Source organism: Pseudomonas sp. GL_103 (assembly GCF_057835175.1).
In genome coordinates, this window is record NZ_CM174420.1 from 4,846,816 (window position 1) to 4,864,848 (window position 18,033).

The 18,033-nt window shown below is 58.9% G+C and carries 12 protein-coding genes, 4 tRNA genes and 3 pseudogenes; 8 read left to right on the plus strand and 11 right to left on the minus strand.

The genetic code is table 11. The features are described 5' to 3' along the window. Positions 1-274: 274 nt before the first annotated feature. Positions 275-541, plus strand: coding sequence for a hypothetical protein (locus tag AC3IP0_RS21725; protein ID WP_489316959.1), 267 nt, complete (start codon positions 275-277; stop codon positions 539-541). Continuing rightward, on the plus strand, positions 538-1,251 hold the full coding sequence (locus AC3IP0_RS21730; RefSeq protein ID WP_489316960.1) for a LuxR C-terminal-related transcriptional regulator: 714 nt from the start codon (positions 538-540) through the stop codon (positions 1,249-1,251). Before AC3IP0_RS21725 ends, AC3IP0_RS21730 begins: the two co-directional genes overlap by 4 nt. 283 nt (positions 1,252-1,534) lie before the next feature. Here AC3IP0_RS21730 and AC3IP0_RS21735 read toward each other — a convergent pair. Beyond that, positions 1,535-2,284: pseudogene (locus AC3IP0_RS21735) on the minus strand (DUF5801 repeats-in-toxin domain-containing protein); the annotation flags it as partial. A 188-nt stretch (positions 2,285-2,472) separates the two neighbouring features. On the opposite strand from AC3IP0_RS21735, the pseudogene AC3IP0_RS21740 reads away from it, so the two are divergent. Then, positions 2,473-2,832 (plus strand): annotated as a pseudogene (locus tag AC3IP0_RS21740) (site-specific integrase); the annotation flags it as partial. Between the two features lie 71 nt (positions 2,833-2,903). Beyond that, entirely contained in the window at positions 2,904-3,218 is a 315-nt protein-coding gene (locus AC3IP0_RS21745) for a GDCCVxC domain-containing (seleno)protein (RefSeq protein WP_489325871.1), read from the plus strand. Between the two features lie 96 nt (positions 3,219-3,314). On the opposite strand, the gene AC3IP0_RS21750 is transcribed toward AC3IP0_RS21745, so the two are convergent. Further along, on the minus strand, positions 3,315-8,588 hold the full coding sequence (locus AC3IP0_RS21750) for a DUF5801 repeats-in-toxin domain-containing protein (protein WP_489325873.1): 5,274 nt from the start codon (positions 8,586-8,588) through the stop codon (positions 3,315-3,317). 348 nt (positions 8,589-8,936) lie between these two features. Here AC3IP0_RS21750 and AC3IP0_RS21755 point away from each other — a divergent pair, with 348 nt between their 5' ends. Continuing rightward, positions 8,937-9,212: a hypothetical protein gene (locus AC3IP0_RS21755; RefSeq protein ID WP_489316963.1), complete on the plus strand. Its 276-nt coding sequence runs from the start codon at positions 8,937-8,939 to the stop codon at positions 9,210-9,212. A 116-nt stretch (positions 9,213-9,328) separates the two neighbouring features. Here AC3IP0_RS21755 and AC3IP0_RS21760 read toward each other — a convergent pair whose 3' ends face one another. Together AC3IP0_RS21760 and AC3IP0_RS21765 are read right to left on the minus strand one after the other, a co-directional pair. Continuing rightward, positions 9,329-9,601 (minus strand): hypothetical protein, encoded by a 273-nt coding sequence (locus AC3IP0_RS21760; protein ID WP_489325875.1) that lies wholly within the window; start codon positions 9,599-9,601, stop codon positions 9,329-9,331. A 141-nt stretch (positions 9,602-9,742) separates the two neighbouring features. Continuing rightward, a tRNA-Arg gene (locus AC3IP0_RS21765) sits at positions 9,743-9,819 on the minus strand. Positions 9,820-10,182: 363 nt separating this feature from the next. On the opposite strand from AC3IP0_RS21765, the gene AC3IP0_RS21770 reads away from it, so the two are divergent. Beyond that, positions 10,183-10,362, plus strand: a complete 180-nt coding sequence (locus AC3IP0_RS21770) for a PA3371 family protein (protein WP_489316964.1) — start codon at positions 10,183-10,185, stop codon at positions 10,360-10,362. Positions 10,363-10,775: 413 nt separating this feature from the next. Beyond that, positions 10,776-11,102: an Arc family DNA-binding protein gene (locus AC3IP0_RS21775; protein WP_003178899.1), complete on the plus strand. Its 327-nt coding sequence runs from the start codon at positions 10,776-10,778 to the stop codon at positions 11,100-11,102. Between the two features lie 101 nt (positions 11,103-11,203). Here AC3IP0_RS21775 and mgtE read toward each other — a convergent pair whose 3' ends face one another. Continuing rightward, a complete protein-coding gene (mgtE, locus tag AC3IP0_RS21780) occupies positions 11,204-12,646 on the minus strand; it encodes a magnesium transporter (RefSeq protein ID WP_103397747.1) in 1,443 nt (480 codons plus the stop codon). A 314-nt stretch (positions 12,647-12,960) separates the two neighbouring features. Here mgtE and AC3IP0_RS21785 point away from each other — a divergent pair. Beyond that, positions 12,961-13,188: pseudogene (locus tag AC3IP0_RS21785) on the plus strand (cell envelope protein SmpA); the annotation flags it as partial. A 20-nt stretch (positions 13,189-13,208) separates the two neighbouring features. Here AC3IP0_RS21785 and AC3IP0_RS21790 read toward each other — a convergent pair. The 6 genes from AC3IP0_RS21790 to alaS form a co-directional block, all read right to left on the minus strand. After that, a tRNA-Arg gene (locus tag AC3IP0_RS21790) sits at positions 13,209-13,285 on the minus strand. Between the two features lie 72 nt (positions 13,286-13,357). After that, positions 13,358-13,434 (minus strand) — tRNA-Arg (locus AC3IP0_RS21795). A gap of 107 nt (positions 13,435-13,541) precedes the next feature. Further along, a tRNA-Ser gene (locus AC3IP0_RS21800) sits at positions 13,542-13,632 on the minus strand. 62 nt (positions 13,633-13,694) lie between these two features. Next, positions 13,695-13,883 carry a carbon storage regulator CsrA gene (gene csrA / locus AC3IP0_RS21805; protein WP_002554426.1) on the minus strand — a complete coding sequence of 63 codons (189 nt, stop codon included), beginning with the start codon at positions 13,881-13,883 and terminating at the stop codon, positions 13,695-13,697. 188 nt (positions 13,884-14,071) lie between these two features. Further along, a complete protein-coding gene (locus AC3IP0_RS21810) occupies positions 14,072-15,313 on the minus strand; it encodes an aspartate kinase (RefSeq protein WP_007971040.1) in 1,242 nt (413 codons plus the stop codon). Between the two features lie 91 nt (positions 15,314-15,404). Next, a complete protein-coding gene (gene alaS, locus AC3IP0_RS21815; protein ID WP_489325877.1) occupies positions 15,405-18,026 on the minus strand; it encodes an alanine--tRNA ligase in 2,622 nt (873 codons plus the stop codon). Positions 18,027-18,033 lie beyond the last annotated feature (7 nt).

Consider the following 18,033-nt stretch of genomic DNA (forward strand, 5'->3'; position numbering starts at 1 on the left):
CAGATTTCGCCGATAAATTGACTAAGTCGATATTAGCGTTCCTAAGTGAACGCCATTCGTCGATTAATTGACTATTCTAATCAGGATCCAACCTTGGCCACTGGCCACCTTTGGCGAGCCTAATACCTTGATTTCCGAGGGTTACTCCCCCCCTTGTAGAGCATCGGCCAGGCCTGGCCGCACCGGGTCTGGATCGAGGACTGACGGATGGGCACGTTGGTAGCGCTCCAGGCTGACCTAGAATCAGTTGAGAGGCGGGAGGGAGCACATCATCATGCGTAAACCACTGAAAATTATTCGTATTGATCTTCTCCCCCGGGCTTTGGCTGCCTTCTGGAAACGTTCGCGCCGCCTGCCGGTGCTGTTGATGGAAATGGCCACGGGGTCGGTGATTGCCAATGCCTGGACGGGCATCATCACGGCCTCCCGGCGTTCAATTCCGTCCTTCAATCGCGCCTGCCTGGCGAGCAAATGGCTGACCCGGGAAGGCTTGCGGGTGGAGGCCTTCATTGTTTTTTCAAGGGGGTCAGGAAGATCATGACTGACCAAAAAGAACCAATTGCCGTGATGTTGATCGATTGTCGCCCCCTCGTGCTTAAGGGCCTCCACGACCTGATCAATGCCAGAAAGCCCCGTATGGAAGTGACAGCACAGGCCAGCACCTATACCCAGGCGCTGGATCTTGCCGATCAGCTGCGGCCCGATGTCATTTTTTTCAGTTTCTTTCCGGATGCGCTGAATCCTCTGGATGTCGTCGCGGGACTCACCCGTAGCGCCGAAATGAAAGTGCTGCTGCTCAAGGGCCTGTACGAAGTCGTCCCCGTTGCCCAGGCGATAGAGGCTGGCGCTCGCGGCATCGTGCTGGCGGAAGACCCGACGGAATCGATTATCCAGGCCATCCTCAAGGTCCACCATAGCGACTTCGCAATGGATAGAGCCTGGGCTGGCGGCCTTACCGGCTATGCCGTGACCGGGCACAGACCCATTAAGTGCAATCTGGAGCAGGCGAAACAGGCGCGGTTGACGCTGCGCGAGAGAGAACTGATTCGCGCCATCGTGGGCGAACCGTCCGCCAAATATGTAAGCATCGCCGGGCGCCTGGGGATCAGCGAGCACACCGTGCACAACCACCTCAGCAACATCTATCAAAAGCTTAATCTCATCAACCGCATCGACTTGTTGATGTATGCGCTGAAACACGGACTCACCAACGAAGCACCGACCGAGTCCGCCTGGGTGGAACTGGATTGAATTTCAAGTCGATACAAGACGGTCTTCCCCTCACTTTCAGGGAGTAGGCCGTCACCGTTTCGCCATCCTTGTCGGTGGCCCGTAACAGAGTTCCCCCGCAATACTGATGTCGCCCTCGCTAAATCCTGCCACGCCAACCTGTAACTACCCGCCGCGCTTTTCAAGCCTTGTGCTGCTCGCCAGTTCACAGTGCATGCGATCACGGGGATCTCGTATCTGAACCGCAAAAAGAATGCGAGGGTGGTTTCCTAGGCCACCCTCGCATCCGTTCACGCGCAAAGCCTCAAGCGCTGCCAAAAAAGATGTCGGTACTCTGGAGATCGACCCCGACCAGGGTGATGGTTGTTGTTTGTCCGCCAGTCTCGGCAACCGTCACGACGCCGTTTGCGCCGGTGTTATCGATCGATTGGACAACGGCGTTCGGGTCGCCGTTGAGCACCAGCTTGTCTAGCACGCCTGGGCCCACATCGAAGCCGGTGACCTGGTACAGGTTCTCATTGACTGACAGATCGATGTTGAACGCATCTCGCTCACCGCCCGTGCCCACCAGCGTGAAGTCGAAGGCTGCGTTGGCCGGGTCGTTGGCGAACAGGTTGGCGTCAAACGTACTCGTCGCCGAGTCCCCGTCCTTGTCCGTCAGCGTCGCGTTGAATGCCAACCGGACATCGCTGGCCAGACTCTCGCTCTGCTGAATGAACTGGATCACCGGGATCTTGATATCGCCCCGGCCCATCGTCAGCTGAACAGCGTCGATCAGTGACGTACCCTCCTCCTCGACGAGGAAGGACACCTGCCCGCCAGCCTCCGGCGTCAGGGTGTTCACCTCGAAGCGGTCCGAAAACGTGCCATCCGCGTAGTAGATCCTGTAGTACAGGTCCTCGGTCGCGGTGTTGTAACCCGCCACGGAGTTGTCGATGAAGACCTTCATGCCCGTCAGCAGGCTCTCTGGATTGATGACGAAACTTTCATCGGCGGCGCTGATTGCCGCCAGGTTATCTCCCTGGAAAACGTTATTGGCGACGCCGATGCCGGAGTACCCGGATTGCGCACGGACGCTACCGGTCCCGATCAGGTTGCCGAAATCGAGTGCCGGGCCGTCATCCTTGAACACCTGGTTATGCCCGATATTCAGCGTCGCCGGGACGCTGTCGCCGTCCCTGTCGGTCTTGATCGCCGTCAGCGTCACCTGGTTGTCCGAGGTCAAACTCCTCGAATCATCAGACCGGCGTCGATGAGTATCGAGGCTTGCACCCAAGTTCAAAGCTGGTAATGACCCACAAGAGGCAGGCATTTGAACTCGCTTTCAAGCACCGCATGTTGGATAGCGGGCCAGAAACGTACCGCGCCTGTGACAGCCTGCAACAGACTTTCAGCAGGCTCTATCGGCAGGCTGGTATCAAGCTTGGATCGTCGCACAGCGGCAGACGATCGCTGGCGGCGAGAGTGCTGGCTGCCACCGGCGACGTCAAGACGGTGCAAACCACAAGGGCCTTGGGTACAAGCTTCGATGCGATAGATGTGGTTCGGGCTGTGCTTGAAGACTTCAACACAGGAAAGATCGAGCACACCCTGAATAAGTAGGAAAAGCGTACCAGGTACACCACAAGCCCCGGCAAAAACCGGGGCCGGCTCAGTAGGAAAGTGAGGTCACGATGATTGCTGTCGCTCTTGAATCTGTGCTGACTTGCCCGCATTGCGGCTTCGCCAAGCAGGAAACCATGCCCACGGATGCCTGCCAATTCTACTATGAGTGCCCCGGCTGTAACGTGCTGCTGCGCGCCAAACCCGGCGACTGCTGCGTCTTCTGCTCGTTCGGGTCGGTGAAGTGTCCGCCGATGCAACACCAGGCGGGCTGCTGCCAGGGCCAGGTAATGGATCACGTCCATTTCCTGGGCCCCTCCTTTGTAGAAGGTGCCTGGCGTCCCGCTGGTCGACCTCTCATCTATTTGCCCCCTCCGCCTGCGTAACAGTTCCTTTGGCCGCATGGGTTCAGGAACGCAGCCGCCCAATGAAAACGGCCTGGCCCCTTTTGGGGGAGCCAGGCCGTCTACCTGCAGCAGCGTTTAGACAATGTCAGTGCTTGCCATGTTGGTCACACCGACCAACTGGATGATGTTGGTGATACCCACACCATCACCGTCCTGTGCCAGGTAGCCGTCGCCTCCAACGACGCCGAAGTAGTAGTTGGTGGTGGCGGCATTGGCGGCCGAGATAAATCCGTCCATGTTGGTGGATGTCAGCACTTCGCTGTAGTTGTCTTCAGAACCTGCTGTCGTGAAGTCCAGCTTGTCGACGCCGGAGACGAAGCCGGCGGAGATCACGCTAGTCGCTGCGGACAGCGGCCCGTCGGTATCGGCATCCAGGGCCTTGAAGCTGAAGGTGTCCATTCCCACGCCGCCGGTGAAGGTCTTGCCGCCAGCGATGGTCACGCCCAGGGTCTGGGCATCGGTCGAATCTCCGTCAAAATCCGTCACCTTCACGTCGAAGGTCAGGCGGGCGTCAGGCGTCGACGAGGTCACAAAGCCCATGTCGACGATCTTGACCACGTCGCCGTCCCAGGTTCCTGCCTCGCCGGCCTCCACGGGATTGCTCTTGCTGCCCTCACCAGACTCATTCCCGAATGCCAATGTGGCACCGGTGCTTGCCCCACTGACACCGACTCTGCCGTTGAGGTTGTACCCGTCGCCGGTGACGCCCTCGGTGGAAGTCAGCACCTGCACGCCCTGGATCACGTAGTCCTCCAAAGTGCCGAAGTTGTAGTCATTGCGCTCGAGGATCACCGCGCCGTCGTTCTGATCCAGTGTGATCCCGTACTCCGCGGGATTCGCAATTGGATGGAAGTTGTTGTTGGTGGTGGAGGGGTTTTTCAGAATGATGTCCTCGCTGTCGACAATGATCGCCCGGGTAATCTGATTGTTGGGGTTGTCAGGATCGACCAGCTTCAACACCAGCACCAGATCCTCGTTGCCGATGCCGTCGAACTTGATGAAGATCCCGTTGCTCGTGGCGGTGGGCTTCAAGTCGGTGTCGCCGAATGGATTGGCGGTGAAGAAGTCCAGGTCCATCACCTCGCCCTGCTGGATGGTGTCGCCGGCCACGCCGGCCGCAGTCCCGGAAACACTCACCCAGGACGCCGCCGTCGAGAACAGCTCACCAGCGCTGAAGGCGTTATCGCCACCCGCCTTGATGTTGTTGGCTCCGGTTCCGCCCTGCTGCTCGGCGAATCCACTGAACTGCACGAAGAAGTCGTCGGCCAGCTTGGCCACCGAGACCGGCGGCTGTTGGTTGATCGGCGTCGTGCCGCCGATCGCGTAGCCGGTGAAACCCTTCGCAGTCGACGTCCTCAGGATGCTGAAGCTTTCGATCTCGTCGGTCAGGCTCAGCGTGTAGGTGTCGGCCGCCTTGTCGAACGTAAGCGTACCGGTCGCATTGGTGGTAGCGCCCTGGGTCGGATTGTTGGACACATAGGTAAAGGCGATGTTGAACACCGCCGAGGTGTCGGTTTCCGAGAACCAGGTTACCGACCCAGGGGTAATGGCGTTCGCTCCCACCGAGACGCCCGTCATGCTCACGGACAAGTCGCTGTTCGAGGAGCTGTAGGTTGTTCCCAGTCGATCATCCGCGCCGATGTCGTAAGCGAAGGTGCCGGTGCCACCGGGGGTCGGATTGGCGGAGTTCGGGTAGACCAGGTTCGACTTGGCCGTTACCAACGGCGAGTCATCATCGACCGTGATCACCAGCTTTTCGGCTGCGGCCGTCACCGTATCGCCATCTGCGTCGGTAGCCTGCAGGATGGTGCCGAGCTGGAGGACAAGGTCGTTCTCGGTGTTGTCGCCCTCCACCCCATTGAGGCTCGGGTGGTCGAGTTGGTCGAGCTGCGTGAAAACGTAGGCGCCGGTCGCCGCGGTCAGCGCAAAGGTGAACACTTCGCGGTCAGCGGCTTGGTAACCGTCGCTGTCTCCGACGTCCACGTAGGCCGTCAGCGTGTTGCCGGTCACGTCATATTTCACCGCCTCGCCCTTGGAGGTCAGCGTCTGCGCCAGATTGCTGGTGTCCGTGGCCAGGCCATAGGTCAGCGGATTGTCGACGCCGGACTGGAAGATCGAGGCGATGCTGTCTGAGGCGAACGCGATCTCCCCGCTTACATCGTTGGTCCCGCCTGCGATCCCGCCGGGCAAGCCGTCCTCGTCCACCGTCGCTGTCACGGGCGTGCCGGTTGCCGTCGGCCCATCGTCCTGGAAGGTAACACGGGCGCCGATGCCGACCGAGGCGATGTCGGTGTCGCCATCGCCGTCGGTGACGGTGACTACCGCGAGCAGCGCGGCGCTGTCGATGGCGAGCGACTCATCGTGGCTGGCGCCGCCGGTGGGGTGCTTGATCGAGTGGTACTGCACGACGCTGAGCACGCCGGTGCTGGCGTCGATCGCCACGGCGAAAGCGGCTTCGCCGTCATCGGTGCCGCCCGAGATGCGGCCGACCACGAGCTCATCTTCCTTGAACAGCAGGATGCTATTGCCTTCGGTGGTGTCCAGGCCGGAATCAACGCCGACACTTGCGACATTAAGCGAGTAGGCAGTGCTGGCCAGGCCATCCTGGCCGCCGCTACTGGCGCTGGAGTCGATCACCGAAGCGCTGCCCCGGGCATAGGCCGCGGTCATGTCGGTGCTGACGGTGGCAACGGTGGCGAACACGGCAAGCGGGCCGGCTACGTCGTCCGCATCACCAACATCAAGTCCCGCTGTTTCATCATGCCTGACCAGGCCGGCGCCAAGCGCCGCCGAGGCCGTCGGCCCATCGTCCTGGAAGGCGACACGGGCGCCGATGCCGACCGAGGCGGTGTCGGTGTCGCCATCGCCGTCGGTGACGGTGGCGACCGCGAGCAGCGCGGCGTTGTTGATAGCGAGCGACTCATCGTGGCTGGCGCCGCCGGTGGGGTGCTTGATCGAGTGGTACTGTACGACGCTGAGTACGCCGGTGATGGCGTCGATCGCCACGGCGAAAGCGGCTTCGCCGTTATCGGTGCCACCGGAGATGCGGCCGACCACGAGCGCACCTTCCTTGAACAGCAGGATGCTAATGCCTTCGGTGGTGTCCAGGCCGGAATCAACGCCGGCACTCGCGACATTGAGCGAGTAGGCAGTGCTGGCCAGGCCATCCTGGCCGCCGCTGCTGGCGCTGGCGTCGATCACCGAAGCGCTGCCCTGGGCGTAGGCCGCGGTCATGTCGGTGCTGACGGTGGCAACGGCGGCGAACACGGCAAGCGGGCTGGCTACGTCGTCCGCATCACCAACATCAAGTCCCGCTGTTTCATCGTGCCTGACCAGGCCGGCGCCAAGCACCGCCGAGGCCGTCGGCCCATCGTCCTGGAAGGCGACACGGGCGCCGATGCCGACCGAGGCGGGGTCGGTGTCGCCATCGCCGTCGGTGACGGTGGCGACCGCGAGCAGCGCGGCGTTGTTAATAGCGAACGACTCATCGTGGCTGGCGCCGCCGGTGGGGTGCTTGATCGAGTGGTACTGCACGACGCTGAGCACGCCGGTGCTGGCGTCGATCGCCACGGCGAAGGCGGCTTCGCCGTTATCGTCGCCGCCGGAGATGCGGCCAACCACCAGCGCGCCTTCCTTGGTCAACAGGATGCTATTGCCTTCGGTGGTGTCCAGGCCGGAGTCGACGCCGGCACTCGCGACATCGAGCGAGTAGACGGTGCTGGCCAGGCCATCCTGGCCGCCGCTGCTGGTGCTGGAGTCGATCACCGAGGCGCTGCCCTGGGCGTAGGCCGCGGTCATGTCGCTGCTGACAGTGGTAACGGCGGCGAACACGGCAAGCGGGTCGAGTACGTCGTCGGCATCAGCGTCATCGCCCGCTGTTTCATCGTGCCGGACCAGGCCAGCACCGAGCGCCGCCGAGGCTGTCGGGCCATCGTCCTCGAAGTTCACCTCGCTGCCGATTGCCTGGGGCACGGCGACGATATTGGGCAAATGAAAGCCGCCGATATCGAAGGGGGAGTTGAGTTGGGCATTCGCATTTCCGATGTTCTCGATCAACACGCGGTTGTGCAGTTCGCTGGTGGTGTATTCGATCGAGTATTTGGACTGGAAGCCAGCAATCGTCACGGTGCGATCGGTGTCGTTATTGCTGAGGTTGAACGTCACGGTGATATTGCCAACCGTCGTGTTGGCAGTGACACCGTCGAGACCGGCGATGATATTGCCGTTGCCATCGCGGATCGTGACGCTGGCGATGTAGGCCAGGTTGTCGTCCGTGTCCAGGAGCCCCTCGAAGTAGACACTCTTCTCCTCGAAATCCGTGGTGTAGGCGCTGATCATAGCCGTGGACGCCTTGGGCGGTGTCTGCTGCGCAATGACAAAGGTCGCACCCGTCGCGCCGAAGAGTCCGCCAAAGTCGATGTTGCCTTCGACGTTTGCTTCCGTCGGCGACAGGTTCGGGACGGTGAAGAGCGGGTTCGGGTCGGTCACGAAGGTGAAAATCATCCCTTCACCTGGATTGACCGCCTGGTTGTTGGTGCCGATGGTCGTGCCGCCGCCACCTTGGCTGGTGGAGACGTTGTCACCCACGTCTTTGCCTTTGACGATCTTGTCCGGATCCATGCCGGTGACGACGAGTCCTACGTTCGAGCTGCCAGCTTTGAACATCAGGAAATCATTTTCCCCGGACGGCACACCGGCGAAATCGAAGGCGACATCCTGGCTGGCGGTGGCCCAGAGGTGGTCCGTCATGTCGACCACGTCGTCGGGGTTCGAGGTAACCGGGTTCTGGAGCGGCGCGAACTGCGCCATCCAGACCTTGGCGCCGGTTGCCGTCTGTTCCAGATAGGCGGAGAAAACGATGGTGCCGTTCGGATCTGCCAAGTCGTCCTCGGGCGCGTCAGTGGTCCCTTCAGCGCCTATGCGGCCCAGGACGATGTTGTTGTCGGTGGAGTCCGTGTACAGGAAGATTCTCCTGCCATCGAGGGTATAGAGACCGCTCCAGTCCGAACCGGCATTGAGATTGGCCGGGTCGCCGAGCGCTTTGCCCTTGGCATCGGTGAAGGCGAGATCGAGGTAGCTACCGGTGATGGTGATCAGGTCGGTACCGGTGTCGCCAGCGGCGCCGGTATAGCCACTCAGCGCAGTCTGCATTGGAGTAACGGCGCCCAACAGCGTGAACAATCGGGACTCGAAATCCAACGGGAGGTCGTTGGATTCATTGGTGCCATTGATTGCGGCAACGGCAATGTCGTTATCGTTGCTGTCGCCTGGGATGCCGGATGTGGCAGTGAGGTTCTGTAAACCGCCTGATTCATCAGTGGTGATGCTGCCGCTCAAGGTGATAGCCATGGCGTTCTCCAGTGGAGTTCCGGTCATCGAGGCCTGACCGTTGACCTTGCATTGCTATATGCCATCACTATGGAGAACGGCCGGGGGATTGGGCATGGCCCGATACTCCCAATCGGGGCAGGAGATTCGGGCTACCTGGATGCGGAAACGGGATGTGGATGCGAGGACGCGACGCCGCAAATCCCACGTATGGATGAGGGTATGGCGCCTGTGCTCAAGGCCGCCCGGTGCGGGGAGGCAGCCTTCTTGACGGAGGTACACGAAGCCCGGCGTGCCGAAGCTCCTGTCTGTCTTGCTACTGGATATCTCAGCCTTTACGCTAGCGACTGTCTCCGTGGAGTAGCGTAAATGAGCTTAATTGAAGTAAATCAGCGTAACGCTATTCAAATTCAAAGCCTGAAAAGCAAATGGATTGATGGAGTAACGATTCCAGCAAACCCTCCGAAGTTGCTTTGGGTGGTTTATGAAGGCGAGAAGATAGTAGGAATCTTTTCCAATTGGGAGGAGGCGAGCATCCTTGTTGGTGCGCTTTATTGGGCGCAGCAAACGAGGCAATTTTTACGAGAAAAGGCGCTGGAAGAGGAAAAGAAGAATCCTGGCACCAGCCCCAAGCCAGGTGATTAATAGCCTCGAAGCCACAAAGAAGTATCGCACCAAGCCTCGGCATAACGCCGGGGCTTTTTATTTTCTGCTCCCGCATCGGGAGGACCTGAGATGCCAAACATGCCCGACAAACCAGACTACATTTGAACCTCTGTAAAAGATGACGAAGCTATGCGTAGCTTGTCAGTTTGGCGATCAATTTCCGATTTCAAGAGAGCGAGGTTTGAATCGCCTTGAGCCCGTAGTTCAGCCTTGAGCTGCTCTAGTCGATCATCGTACTCGTGCTTAACGCTTGCCTTTAGCCTCTCGCCAATCCACGTCCGGCACAGCCAGCCTATTGCAAGCACAAGGACAGCCGGAGGTAGGGCAGACTTTAAAGCGGACCACGCCAGCTCCAGCAGGTTTTCCATCAGCATCCTCCATACGCCGTGAACACGAAAAAGCCCCGCCAGGTGTTCCTGAATGGGGCTTTCTTTTTGCCTCCTGCTGCCACCCTGCTGTCACGAAGAAATGAAGCTGTCAGGAGAATGGCTTGAAAGGCCTGATTTATATGGTGTCCCAGGGCAGGTTCGAACTGCCAACCTTCCCCTTAGGAGGGGGATGCTCTATCCAATTGAGCTACTGAGACACACGTTGACCGCGACGATACGCGGTGCGATGGACGGCGTGCATGTTAACGGCCGGGCCGGCTTTTGTCATGTCGTCCGTAGGCTTTTTAAGTGTAGGCAGACGCCTCGGCCGGGCGCGGACTTGTTTACCGTGCAAATTGCACCACTGCAAAAAGCCATCATTTCAAAATGCAATATGACGCTTCACCAAAAATAACTTAAGTCATTGTTTTTAAAGAGTTTAATTGCCGATAGACTCTGGTGTGCGAGCTGCTGGCAGTGACAAGCGACCAGCACGGCTTTGTCAGTCAGGAAAACATCCCGGTACCGGCTCCGTCTGCCGAACGCTTGGTATTTTGAATGACCCTCACCAGGAGTACAGCATGTCCAGATCAGCCGCGAGTTTCTTTATCCTCGCCTTGTTGAGCGGCATTTTTCATCTGTCACTGACCCAGGACATGGTCGTCACCCTCCCCCTGATCGCCTGTGGTGTATTCAGCGGGCTGTTCGTGCTCGCATTGGTCGCCGGACGCAAGATCAAGTTTGATCCGGTACTGCGCTGATCCCGACATGGCAGAGCCGCTGCAAGGGCCTGCCATCCATCCTGAATTAACCCCCTCCATGCGACTCCCCCTAGTAAATCGGCAATTTGCCACTATTCTGTAAAGACAAGGAACAGGGATCGAGTTCACTTTTTCCTGCTCGCCGGAAACCTTTCGTCGGGTGGAGAAAGCACGAAGCGATACGGCCTGGTCGAACTTTTCAAACCAGTCCGCATTTCTGATAATTGGTGCTGGCAGAACGCCTTTATCCAGTTCAATATTTGTCACAGAATTGACGCCAAGGATCTGGCTGGTTTGAGGCATGATGCGCGCCTCTATCAATTCAGGTTGAACATTTGGTCAGAGCGCTTGTCCTACCAGACATCCTGCGGCCAATCCCGAAAACCGCTCCCCTGAACTAACCGGTTAAATATATGCGCCCATTGAAACAGGCAATTTATTCCAGCCGTACGGCTGACAAGTTCGTCGTACGTCTGCCAGACGGAATGCGTGAACGCATTGCCGAGGTGGCTCGCAATCATCATCGCAGCATGAACTCCGAAATCATTGCGCGCCTTGAGCAGAGTCTTATTCAGGAAGGCGCACTGGGAGAAGAGTTGAGCATGCGCCTGGACAGCCCCGAGCTTTCCTTGCACGAACGGGAGCTGCTGCAGCGCTTCCGCCAGCTCTCCCATCGACAGCAGAACGCCCTGGTTTCGCTGATCGCCCATGACGCTGAAATGGCCGCCGACGCGTCCTGATTCAGCAAGAAAGCCCAAGCCAGCCTGATCGCTGGCTTTTTTTTGCCTGAAATCCGGGCACAAAAAAACCCGCCAAATGGCGGGTTTTAGTGAAACGGACTTCAGAGCAGGAAGATTGTCGCCAGCCCCAGGAAGATGAAGAAGCCACCGCTGTCGGTCATGGCCGTGATCATCACACTGGCACCCATTGCCGGATCGCGCCCCATCTTCGCCAGGGTCATCGGGATCAAAACCCCCATCAACGCCGCCAGCAACAGGTTGAGCGTCATCGCGGCGGTCATCACCACGCCCAATGACCAACTGCCATAGAGCAGGTAGGCGACCACACCAATCACCCCGCCCCAGATCACGCCGTTGATCAGCGCTACCGCCAATTCCTTGCGCATCAGGCGCGAGGTATTGCCGGTGCTCACCTGATCCAGAGCCATGGCCCGAACAATCATGGTGATGGTCTGGTTACCCGAGTTACCGCCGATCCCCGCCACGATCGGCATCAAAGCCGCAAGCGCCACGAGTTTCTCGATCGAACCTTCAAACAAACCGATGACCCGAGAAGCCACGAACGCGGTAATCAGGTTGATCGCCAGCCAGGCCCAACGGTTACGCAGGGATTTCCAGACCGACGCAAAAATGTCTTCTTCTTCACGCAGACCCGCCATGTTGAGAACTTCGCTTTCGCTCTCTTCACGGATCAGGTCGACCATTTCATCGATGGTCAGACGGCCGATCAGCTTGCCGTTCTTGTCGACCACAGGCGCGGAGATCAAGTCGTAACGCTCGAACGCCTGAGCCGCATCGTAGGCGTCTTCGTCCGGGTGGAAACTCACCGGATCGCTAGCCATCACCTCGGAAACCTGTTTGTCCGGATCGTTGACCAGCAAACGCTTGATCGGCAACACGCCCTTGAGGACGCCGTCGTAATCGACCACAAACAGTTTGTCGGTGTGGCCCGGCAACTCCTTGAGACGACGCAGATAACGCAAGACCACTTCAAGGCTGACGTCCTCACGGATGGTCACCATCTCGAAGTCCATCAACGCACCGACCTGTTCCTCGTCATAGGACAGTGCCGAACGCACGCGCTCGCGTTGTTGCTGGTCGAGGGTCTCCATGAGCTCATGGACGACGTCTCGCGGCAGCTCGGAGGCCAGGTCAGCGAGTTCGTCGGCATCCATGTCCTTGGCGGCTGCCAGGAGCTCGTGATCGTCCATGTCGGCGATCAGCGATTCACGGACCGAATCGGATACTTCAAGAAGGATGTCGCCGTCACGATCGGCCTTGACCAGTTGCCAGAGCGTCAGACGATCGTCCAGCGGCAAGGCTTCAAGGATGTAGGCGACGTCGGCGGAGTGCAGGTCATCGAGCTTGCGTTGCAACTCGACGAGGTTCTGCCGGTGGACCAGGTTCTCGACCCGGTCATGATGCGGGCCTTCCTGGCGGTGAGTCAGGTCTTCTACAACTCGCTGGCGCTGCAGCAACTCGACCACCTGAGCCAGGCGATCCTGCAAGCTTTCCTGCGTTTTCTTTACTTCAACATCGGACATAGGCGAACTCCACTCCCAGCAGCGGGGCACGCCGGAAGGATCAATCAGTCAATTCATGATTGGTGAAACGGGGTACTGAGTAACTACTGGGTAAGTCCATGGAGGTATTCCACAAGCCCCGGCGGGGCTGACGGGCGCAATGATACACCGCCTGACGGTTTTAAACGTTAAAAAATCTCGGCTGAAACAAGCGCTTGCACAACAAACCTGAACAACGTCCTGATCCATGAAAATGCGACGACGAATTCTGAAAGGAAAACACACACACCCTTCGAAAATTGTAGTCGTTACCCTTGAAAAGGAACGTCACGGAGGACGCCAGGGAGCGTGTAGAGGCAATCGTCAATCAGCGAGTGGTCGCCGGCATGAGCCAGCAAGACGTCGAAAGCGCCCTCGGCAAGCCGGACAGGATCAGTATTCGCAATTCAGCCACGAGCTACCGCTACGACACCCGGAGAGGTCGCAGCGCACAGGTGGAGTTCGACGAGAGGGGATGCACGAAAGGAAAAGCCAAATTCCAGACGGCAAAAAGCCCGCATTAAATGCGGGCTTTCTGTTTGTATGGTGCACTCGACAGGATTCGAACCTGTGACCGCTCGGTTCGTAGCCGAGTACTCTATCCAGCTGAGCTACGAGTGCAATTTGTGTTTTTATACCAGATCACAACTGGTTGAAGCCAAGTTACTTACATCGCTGCAACTAACTCTTAAATGGTGCACTCGACAGGATTCGAACCTGTGACCGCTCGGTTCGTAGCCGAGTACTCTATCCAGCTGAGCTACGAGTGCATTTGTTGCCGCGCATTATAGGCCGTCTAATCTCTATGTCAAGCACTTTTTCTAGTAATTTCAACAACTTACCGAAGAAGCCAGATTACAACGTACTACGCAAATAATGGCGGAGAACGGGGGATTCGAACCCCCGACACCCTTTTGAGGTGTACTCCCTTAGCAGGGGAGCGCCTTCGGCCACTCGGCCAGCTCTCCGCAACACGGGGCGTATATTAACCAGCTTCTTCCCCGTTTGCAAACATAAAAAACGATAAAAATTAATGGCTTGGTTCTTCGTCCTTCTCTTTCTTGATACGCAGGTAAATTTCTTCCCGGTGAACAGCTACCTCTTTGGGGGCATTAACACCGATGCGCACTTGATTTCCTTTGACGCCGAGCACGGTCACGGTGATTTCGCCATCACCGATAATCAGGCTTTCTGCGCACCGACGAGTCAGAATCAGCATACCTTTCTCCTCACGCATTACATTTCAGGGACAACAGTCTGCAAAAAAAAGGCACTCGACCCACAACCGGAGCGGTCGCAGCCCTACATGCCTGAGTATTGACTAGCGCGAGCAAAAGAACAGCCTCGGGGGTCACGCCATTCAAAAAAACAAAAGGCGCGGTCAGACCGCGCCTTTTGGCAAACGCATCACTCGCCCTGGCGGGCCGGTGCGTCCAGTTCGAAAGCCGTGTGCAGAGCGCGCACAGCCAGTTCCAGGTACTTCTCTTCGATCACTACGGAGACTTTGATTTCCGAAGTCGAGATCATCTGGATGTTGATGCTTTCCTTGGCCAGGGATTCGAACATGCGGCTGGCCACGCCTGCGTGAGAACGCATGCCAACACCGACGATCGACACCTTGGCGATCTTGGTGTCGCCCACTACTTCACGGGCACCCAGCTCACCAGCGGTCTTTTCCAGCACGGCTTGCGCCGCCTGGTAGTCATTGCGGTGCACGGTGAAGGTGAAGTCGGTGGTGTTATCGTGCGCAACGTTCTGCACGATCATGTCGACTTCGATGTTCGCGGCACTGATCGGGCCGAGAATCTTGAAGGCAACGCCCGGGATATCTGGCACGCCACGGATGGTCAGCTTGGCTTCATCGCGGTTGAAAGCGATACCGGAAATGATCGGCTGTTCCATGGTTTCCTCTTCATCAATAGTAATGAGGGTGCCCGGACCCTCCTTGAAGCTGTGCAGTACGCGCAGCGGAACGTTGTACTTGCCGGCGAACTCGACCGCGCGGATCTGCAACACCTTGGAACCGAGGCTGGCCATTTCCAGCATCTCTTCGAAGGTGATCTTGTCCAGGCGCTGAGCCACGGACACCACACGCGGGTCGGTGGTGTAGACGCCGTCGACGTCGGTGTAGATCTGGCACTCGTCAGCCTTCAGGGCTGCCGCCAGCGCCACGCCGGTGGTGTCGGAACCGCCACGACCGAGGGTGGTGATGTTGCCGTGCTCGTCGACGCCCTGGAAACCGGCGACAACCACCACACGACCTGCCTTCAGGTCACCGCGAATCTTCTGGTCATCAATCTGCAAGATACGCGCTTTATTGTGCGCGCTATCCGTCAGAATCCGCACCTGGTTGCCGGTGTACGACACCGCCGGCACGCCGCGCTTGATCAGCGCCATGGCCAACAGGGCAATCGTCACCTGCTCACCGGTGGAAACGATCACGTCCAGCTCGCGCGGAACCGGTTGGCCGTCGCCACTGATTTGCTTGGCCAGATCGATCAGACGGTTGGTTTCGCCGCTCATTGCAGACAGCACAACCACCAGGTCATCGCCGGCATCGCGGAATTTCTTAACCTTGTCGGCGACCTGCTCGATTCTCTCGACAGTGCCGACCGAGGTGCCTCCAAATTTCTGTACGATCAAAGCCATTTCAAAGCCGCCTCTGCCCATGAAGGGCGCCCAAATAATCACTCAAACAGCGTTGCGGCCCACCACTAGACTGTGGGCCGCAAGCACTGCCTTATAGACCCTGCTCTACAAACGGAACGGTCAGGGCCAGTGCCGCATCCAGTGCGCCAGCGTCGGTACCGCCGCCTTGCGCCATGTCTGGACGACCACCACCCTTCCCGCCCACTGCCGCAGCGGCTTGCTTCATCAAATCACCGGCTTTGAGTTGGCCAGTCAGGTCTTTGGTTACGCCTGCAACCAGAACGACCTTTTCCTCATGGACACTGCCGAGCAGGATCACTGCGCGGCCGAGTTTGTTTTTCAGTTGATCGACCAGCGCCAGCAGCGCCTTGCCATCCTGACCGTCCAGACGCACGGCCAGCACTTTCACGTCCTTGACGTCCAGCGCCTGGGCCGACAGATCGTCGCCCGCGGCACTGGCAGCCTTGGCTTGCAACTGCTCGAGTTGCTTCTCCAGCAGACGGTTGCGCTCCAGCACAGCCGACAGCTTGTCGATCAGGTTGTCGCGGCTGCCCTTGACCAGGCTGGCCGCTTCCTTGAGTTGTTCTTCCGCCGCGTTCAAGTAGGCCAGCGCTTGCGCACCGGTGACTGCCTCGATACGACGTACGCCCGACGCCACACCGCCTTCGCTGATGATTTTCAGCAGGCCGATGTCGCCGGTACGGTTGGCGTGGATACCGCCGCACAGCTCGACGGAGAAATCACCCATGCTCAGCACGCGCACGTTGTCGCCGTATTTCTCGCCGAACAGCGCCATGGCGCCTTTCTGCTTGGCGGTTTCGATATCGGTTTCTTCGGTTTCAACCTCGGAGTTCCTGCGGATCTCGGCGTTGACGATTTCTTCCAGCGCTTTCAGCTGTTCAGGCTTGATGGCTTCGAAGTGGCTGAAGTCGAAGCGCAGGCGCTGACTGTCGACCAACGAGCCCTTCTGCTGGACGTGATCGCCCAGCACCTGACGCAATGCAGCGTGCAGCAAGTGGGTCGCGGAGTGGTTCAACGACGTGGCGTGACGCACCTCGGCGTCAACGTGGGTCTCGACCGGCGCACCGACGATCAGGCTACCCGAATCCAGGATTCCGTGGTGCAGGAATGCACCGCCGGTCTTGGTGGTGTCACGCACGTCGAAACGCGCGCTGCCAGCCTGCAGGTAACCGCAATCACCGACTTGGCCACCGGACTCGGCGTAGAACGGCGTCTTGTCGAGAACGATCACGCCCTCATCGCCTTCGCTCAATACGTCGACCGACTGTCCATCTTTATACAGCGCAACGATTTTGGCGGAACCGCTGTGAGCGATGTAACCGGTGAATTCGGTGTCCACATCGACCTTGACCAGGCTGTTGTAGTCCATGCCGAAGGAGCTGGCGGAACGGGCACGGACGCGCTGGGCCTCCATTTCACGCTCGAAACCTTCTTCGTCGATGGTCAGGCTGCGCTCGCGAGCGATGTCGCCGGTCAGGTCCATCGGGAAGCCATAGGTGTCGTAGAGTTTGAACACCACGTCGCCCGGCACCACGTCGCCCTTGAGTTCAGCCAGATCCTGCTCGAGGATTTTCAGGCCTTGCTCCAGGGTCTTGGCGAATTGCTCTTCTTCGGCCTTCAGCACGCGCTCGATGTGCGCCTGCTGGGATTTCAGCTCCGGGAAGGCTTCGCCCATCTCGGCAACCAAGGCCGCGACGATCTGGTAGAAGAAGCTGCCCTTGGCACCCAGCTTGTTACCGTGACGGCAGGCGCGACGGATGATCCGGCGCAGCACGTAGCCGCGGCCTTCGTTGGACGGCAGCACGCCGTCGGCGATCAGGAAGCCGCAGGAACGGATGTGGTCAGCCACGACTTTCAGCGAAGCCTGGGCGTCGTTGGTGCAGCCGATGGCCTTGGCCGAAGCGCTCAGCAGGCTCTGGAACAGGTCGACTTCATAGTTCGAGTGAACGTGCTGCAGCACGGCACTGATCCGCTCCAGGCCCATGCCGGTGTCGACCGACGGCGCTGGCAGCGGGTGCAACACGCCATCGGCGGTGCGGTTGAACTGCATGAACACGTTGTTCCAGATTTCGATGTAACGGTCGCCGTCTTCTTCCGGCGAGCCCGGTGGGCCACCCCAGATGTCGGCGCCGTGATCGTAGAAAATCTCGGTGCAAGGACCGCACGGGCCGGTATCGCCCATGGTCCAGAAGTTGTCGGAGGCGTACGGCGCGCCCTTGTTGTCGCCGATGCGCACCATACGCTCGGCCGGCACCCCGATTTCCTTGGTCCAGATGTCGTACGCCTCGTCATCGCTGGCGTAGACGGTGACCCAGAGCTTTTCCTTTGGCAGGTTCAGCCACTTGTCGGAAGTCAGGAAGTTCCAGGCGTAGGTGATGGCGTCACGCTTGAAGTAGTCGCCGAAGCTGAAGTTACCCAGCATTTCGAAGAAGGTGTGGTGACGAGCGGTATAACCGACGTTTTCCAGGTCGTTGTGCTTGCCGCCGGCGCGCACGCATTTCTGGCTGCTGACGGCGCGGGTGTACGCGCGCTTTTCCTGGCCCAGGAAGCAGTCCTTGAACTGGTTCATCCCCGCGTTGGTGAACAGCAGGGTTGGGTCGTTGCCCGGAATCAAAGAGCTGGAGGCTACACGGGTGTGGCCTTGCTCTTCGAAGAAGCGAAGGAAGGCTTCACGGATTTCTGCGCTTTTCATTAGGTTC

What these genes read in the sequence shown, in the direction of transcription:
- AC3IP0_RS21770 (WP_489316964.1), top strand. Translation starts at nt 10,183, where the DNA reads ATGTCCAGATCAGCCGCGAGTTTCTTTATCCTCGCCTTGTTGAGCGGC.
- mgtE (WP_103397747.1), bottom strand. Translation starts at nt 12,646, where the DNA reads ATGTCCGATGTTGAAGTAAAGAAAACGCAGGAAAGCTTGCAGGATCGC.
- AC3IP0_RS21730 (WP_489316960.1), top strand. Translation starts at nt 538, where the DNA reads ATGACTGACCAAAAAGAACCAATTGCCGTGATGTTGATCGATTGTCGC.
- alaS (WP_489325877.1), bottom strand. Translation starts at nt 18,026, where the DNA reads ATGAAAAGCGCAGAAATCCGTGAAGCCTTCCTTCGCTTCTTCGAAGAG.
- AC3IP0_RS21750 (WP_489325873.1), bottom strand. Translation starts at nt 8,588, where the DNA reads ATGGCTATCACCTTGAGCGGCAGCATCACCACTGATGAATCAGGCGGT.
- AC3IP0_RS21745 (WP_489325871.1), top strand. Translation starts at nt 2,904, where the DNA reads ATGATTGCTGTCGCTCTTGAATCTGTGCTGACTTGCCCGCATTGCGGC.
- AC3IP0_RS21755 (WP_489316963.1), top strand. Translation starts at nt 8,937, where the DNA reads ATGAGCTTAATTGAAGTAAATCAGCGTAACGCTATTCAAATTCAAAGC.
- AC3IP0_RS21810 (WP_007971040.1), bottom strand. Translation starts at nt 15,313, where the DNA reads ATGGCTTTGATCGTACAGAAATTTGGAGGCACCTCGGTCGGCACTGTC.
- AC3IP0_RS21760 (WP_489325875.1), bottom strand. Translation starts at nt 9,601, where the DNA reads ATGGAAAACCTGCTGGAGCTGGCGTGGTCCGCTTTAAAGTCTGCCCTA.
- csrA (WP_002554426.1), bottom strand. Translation starts at nt 13,883, where the DNA reads ATGCTGATTCTGACTCGTCGGTGCGCAGAAAGCCTGATTATCGGTGAT.
- AC3IP0_RS21725 (WP_489316959.1), top strand. Translation starts at nt 275, where the DNA reads ATGCGTAAACCACTGAAAATTATTCGTATTGATCTTCTCCCCCGGGCT.
- AC3IP0_RS21775 (WP_003178899.1), top strand. Translation starts at nt 10,776, where the DNA reads ATGCGCCCATTGAAACAGGCAATTTATTCCAGCCGTACGGCTGACAAG.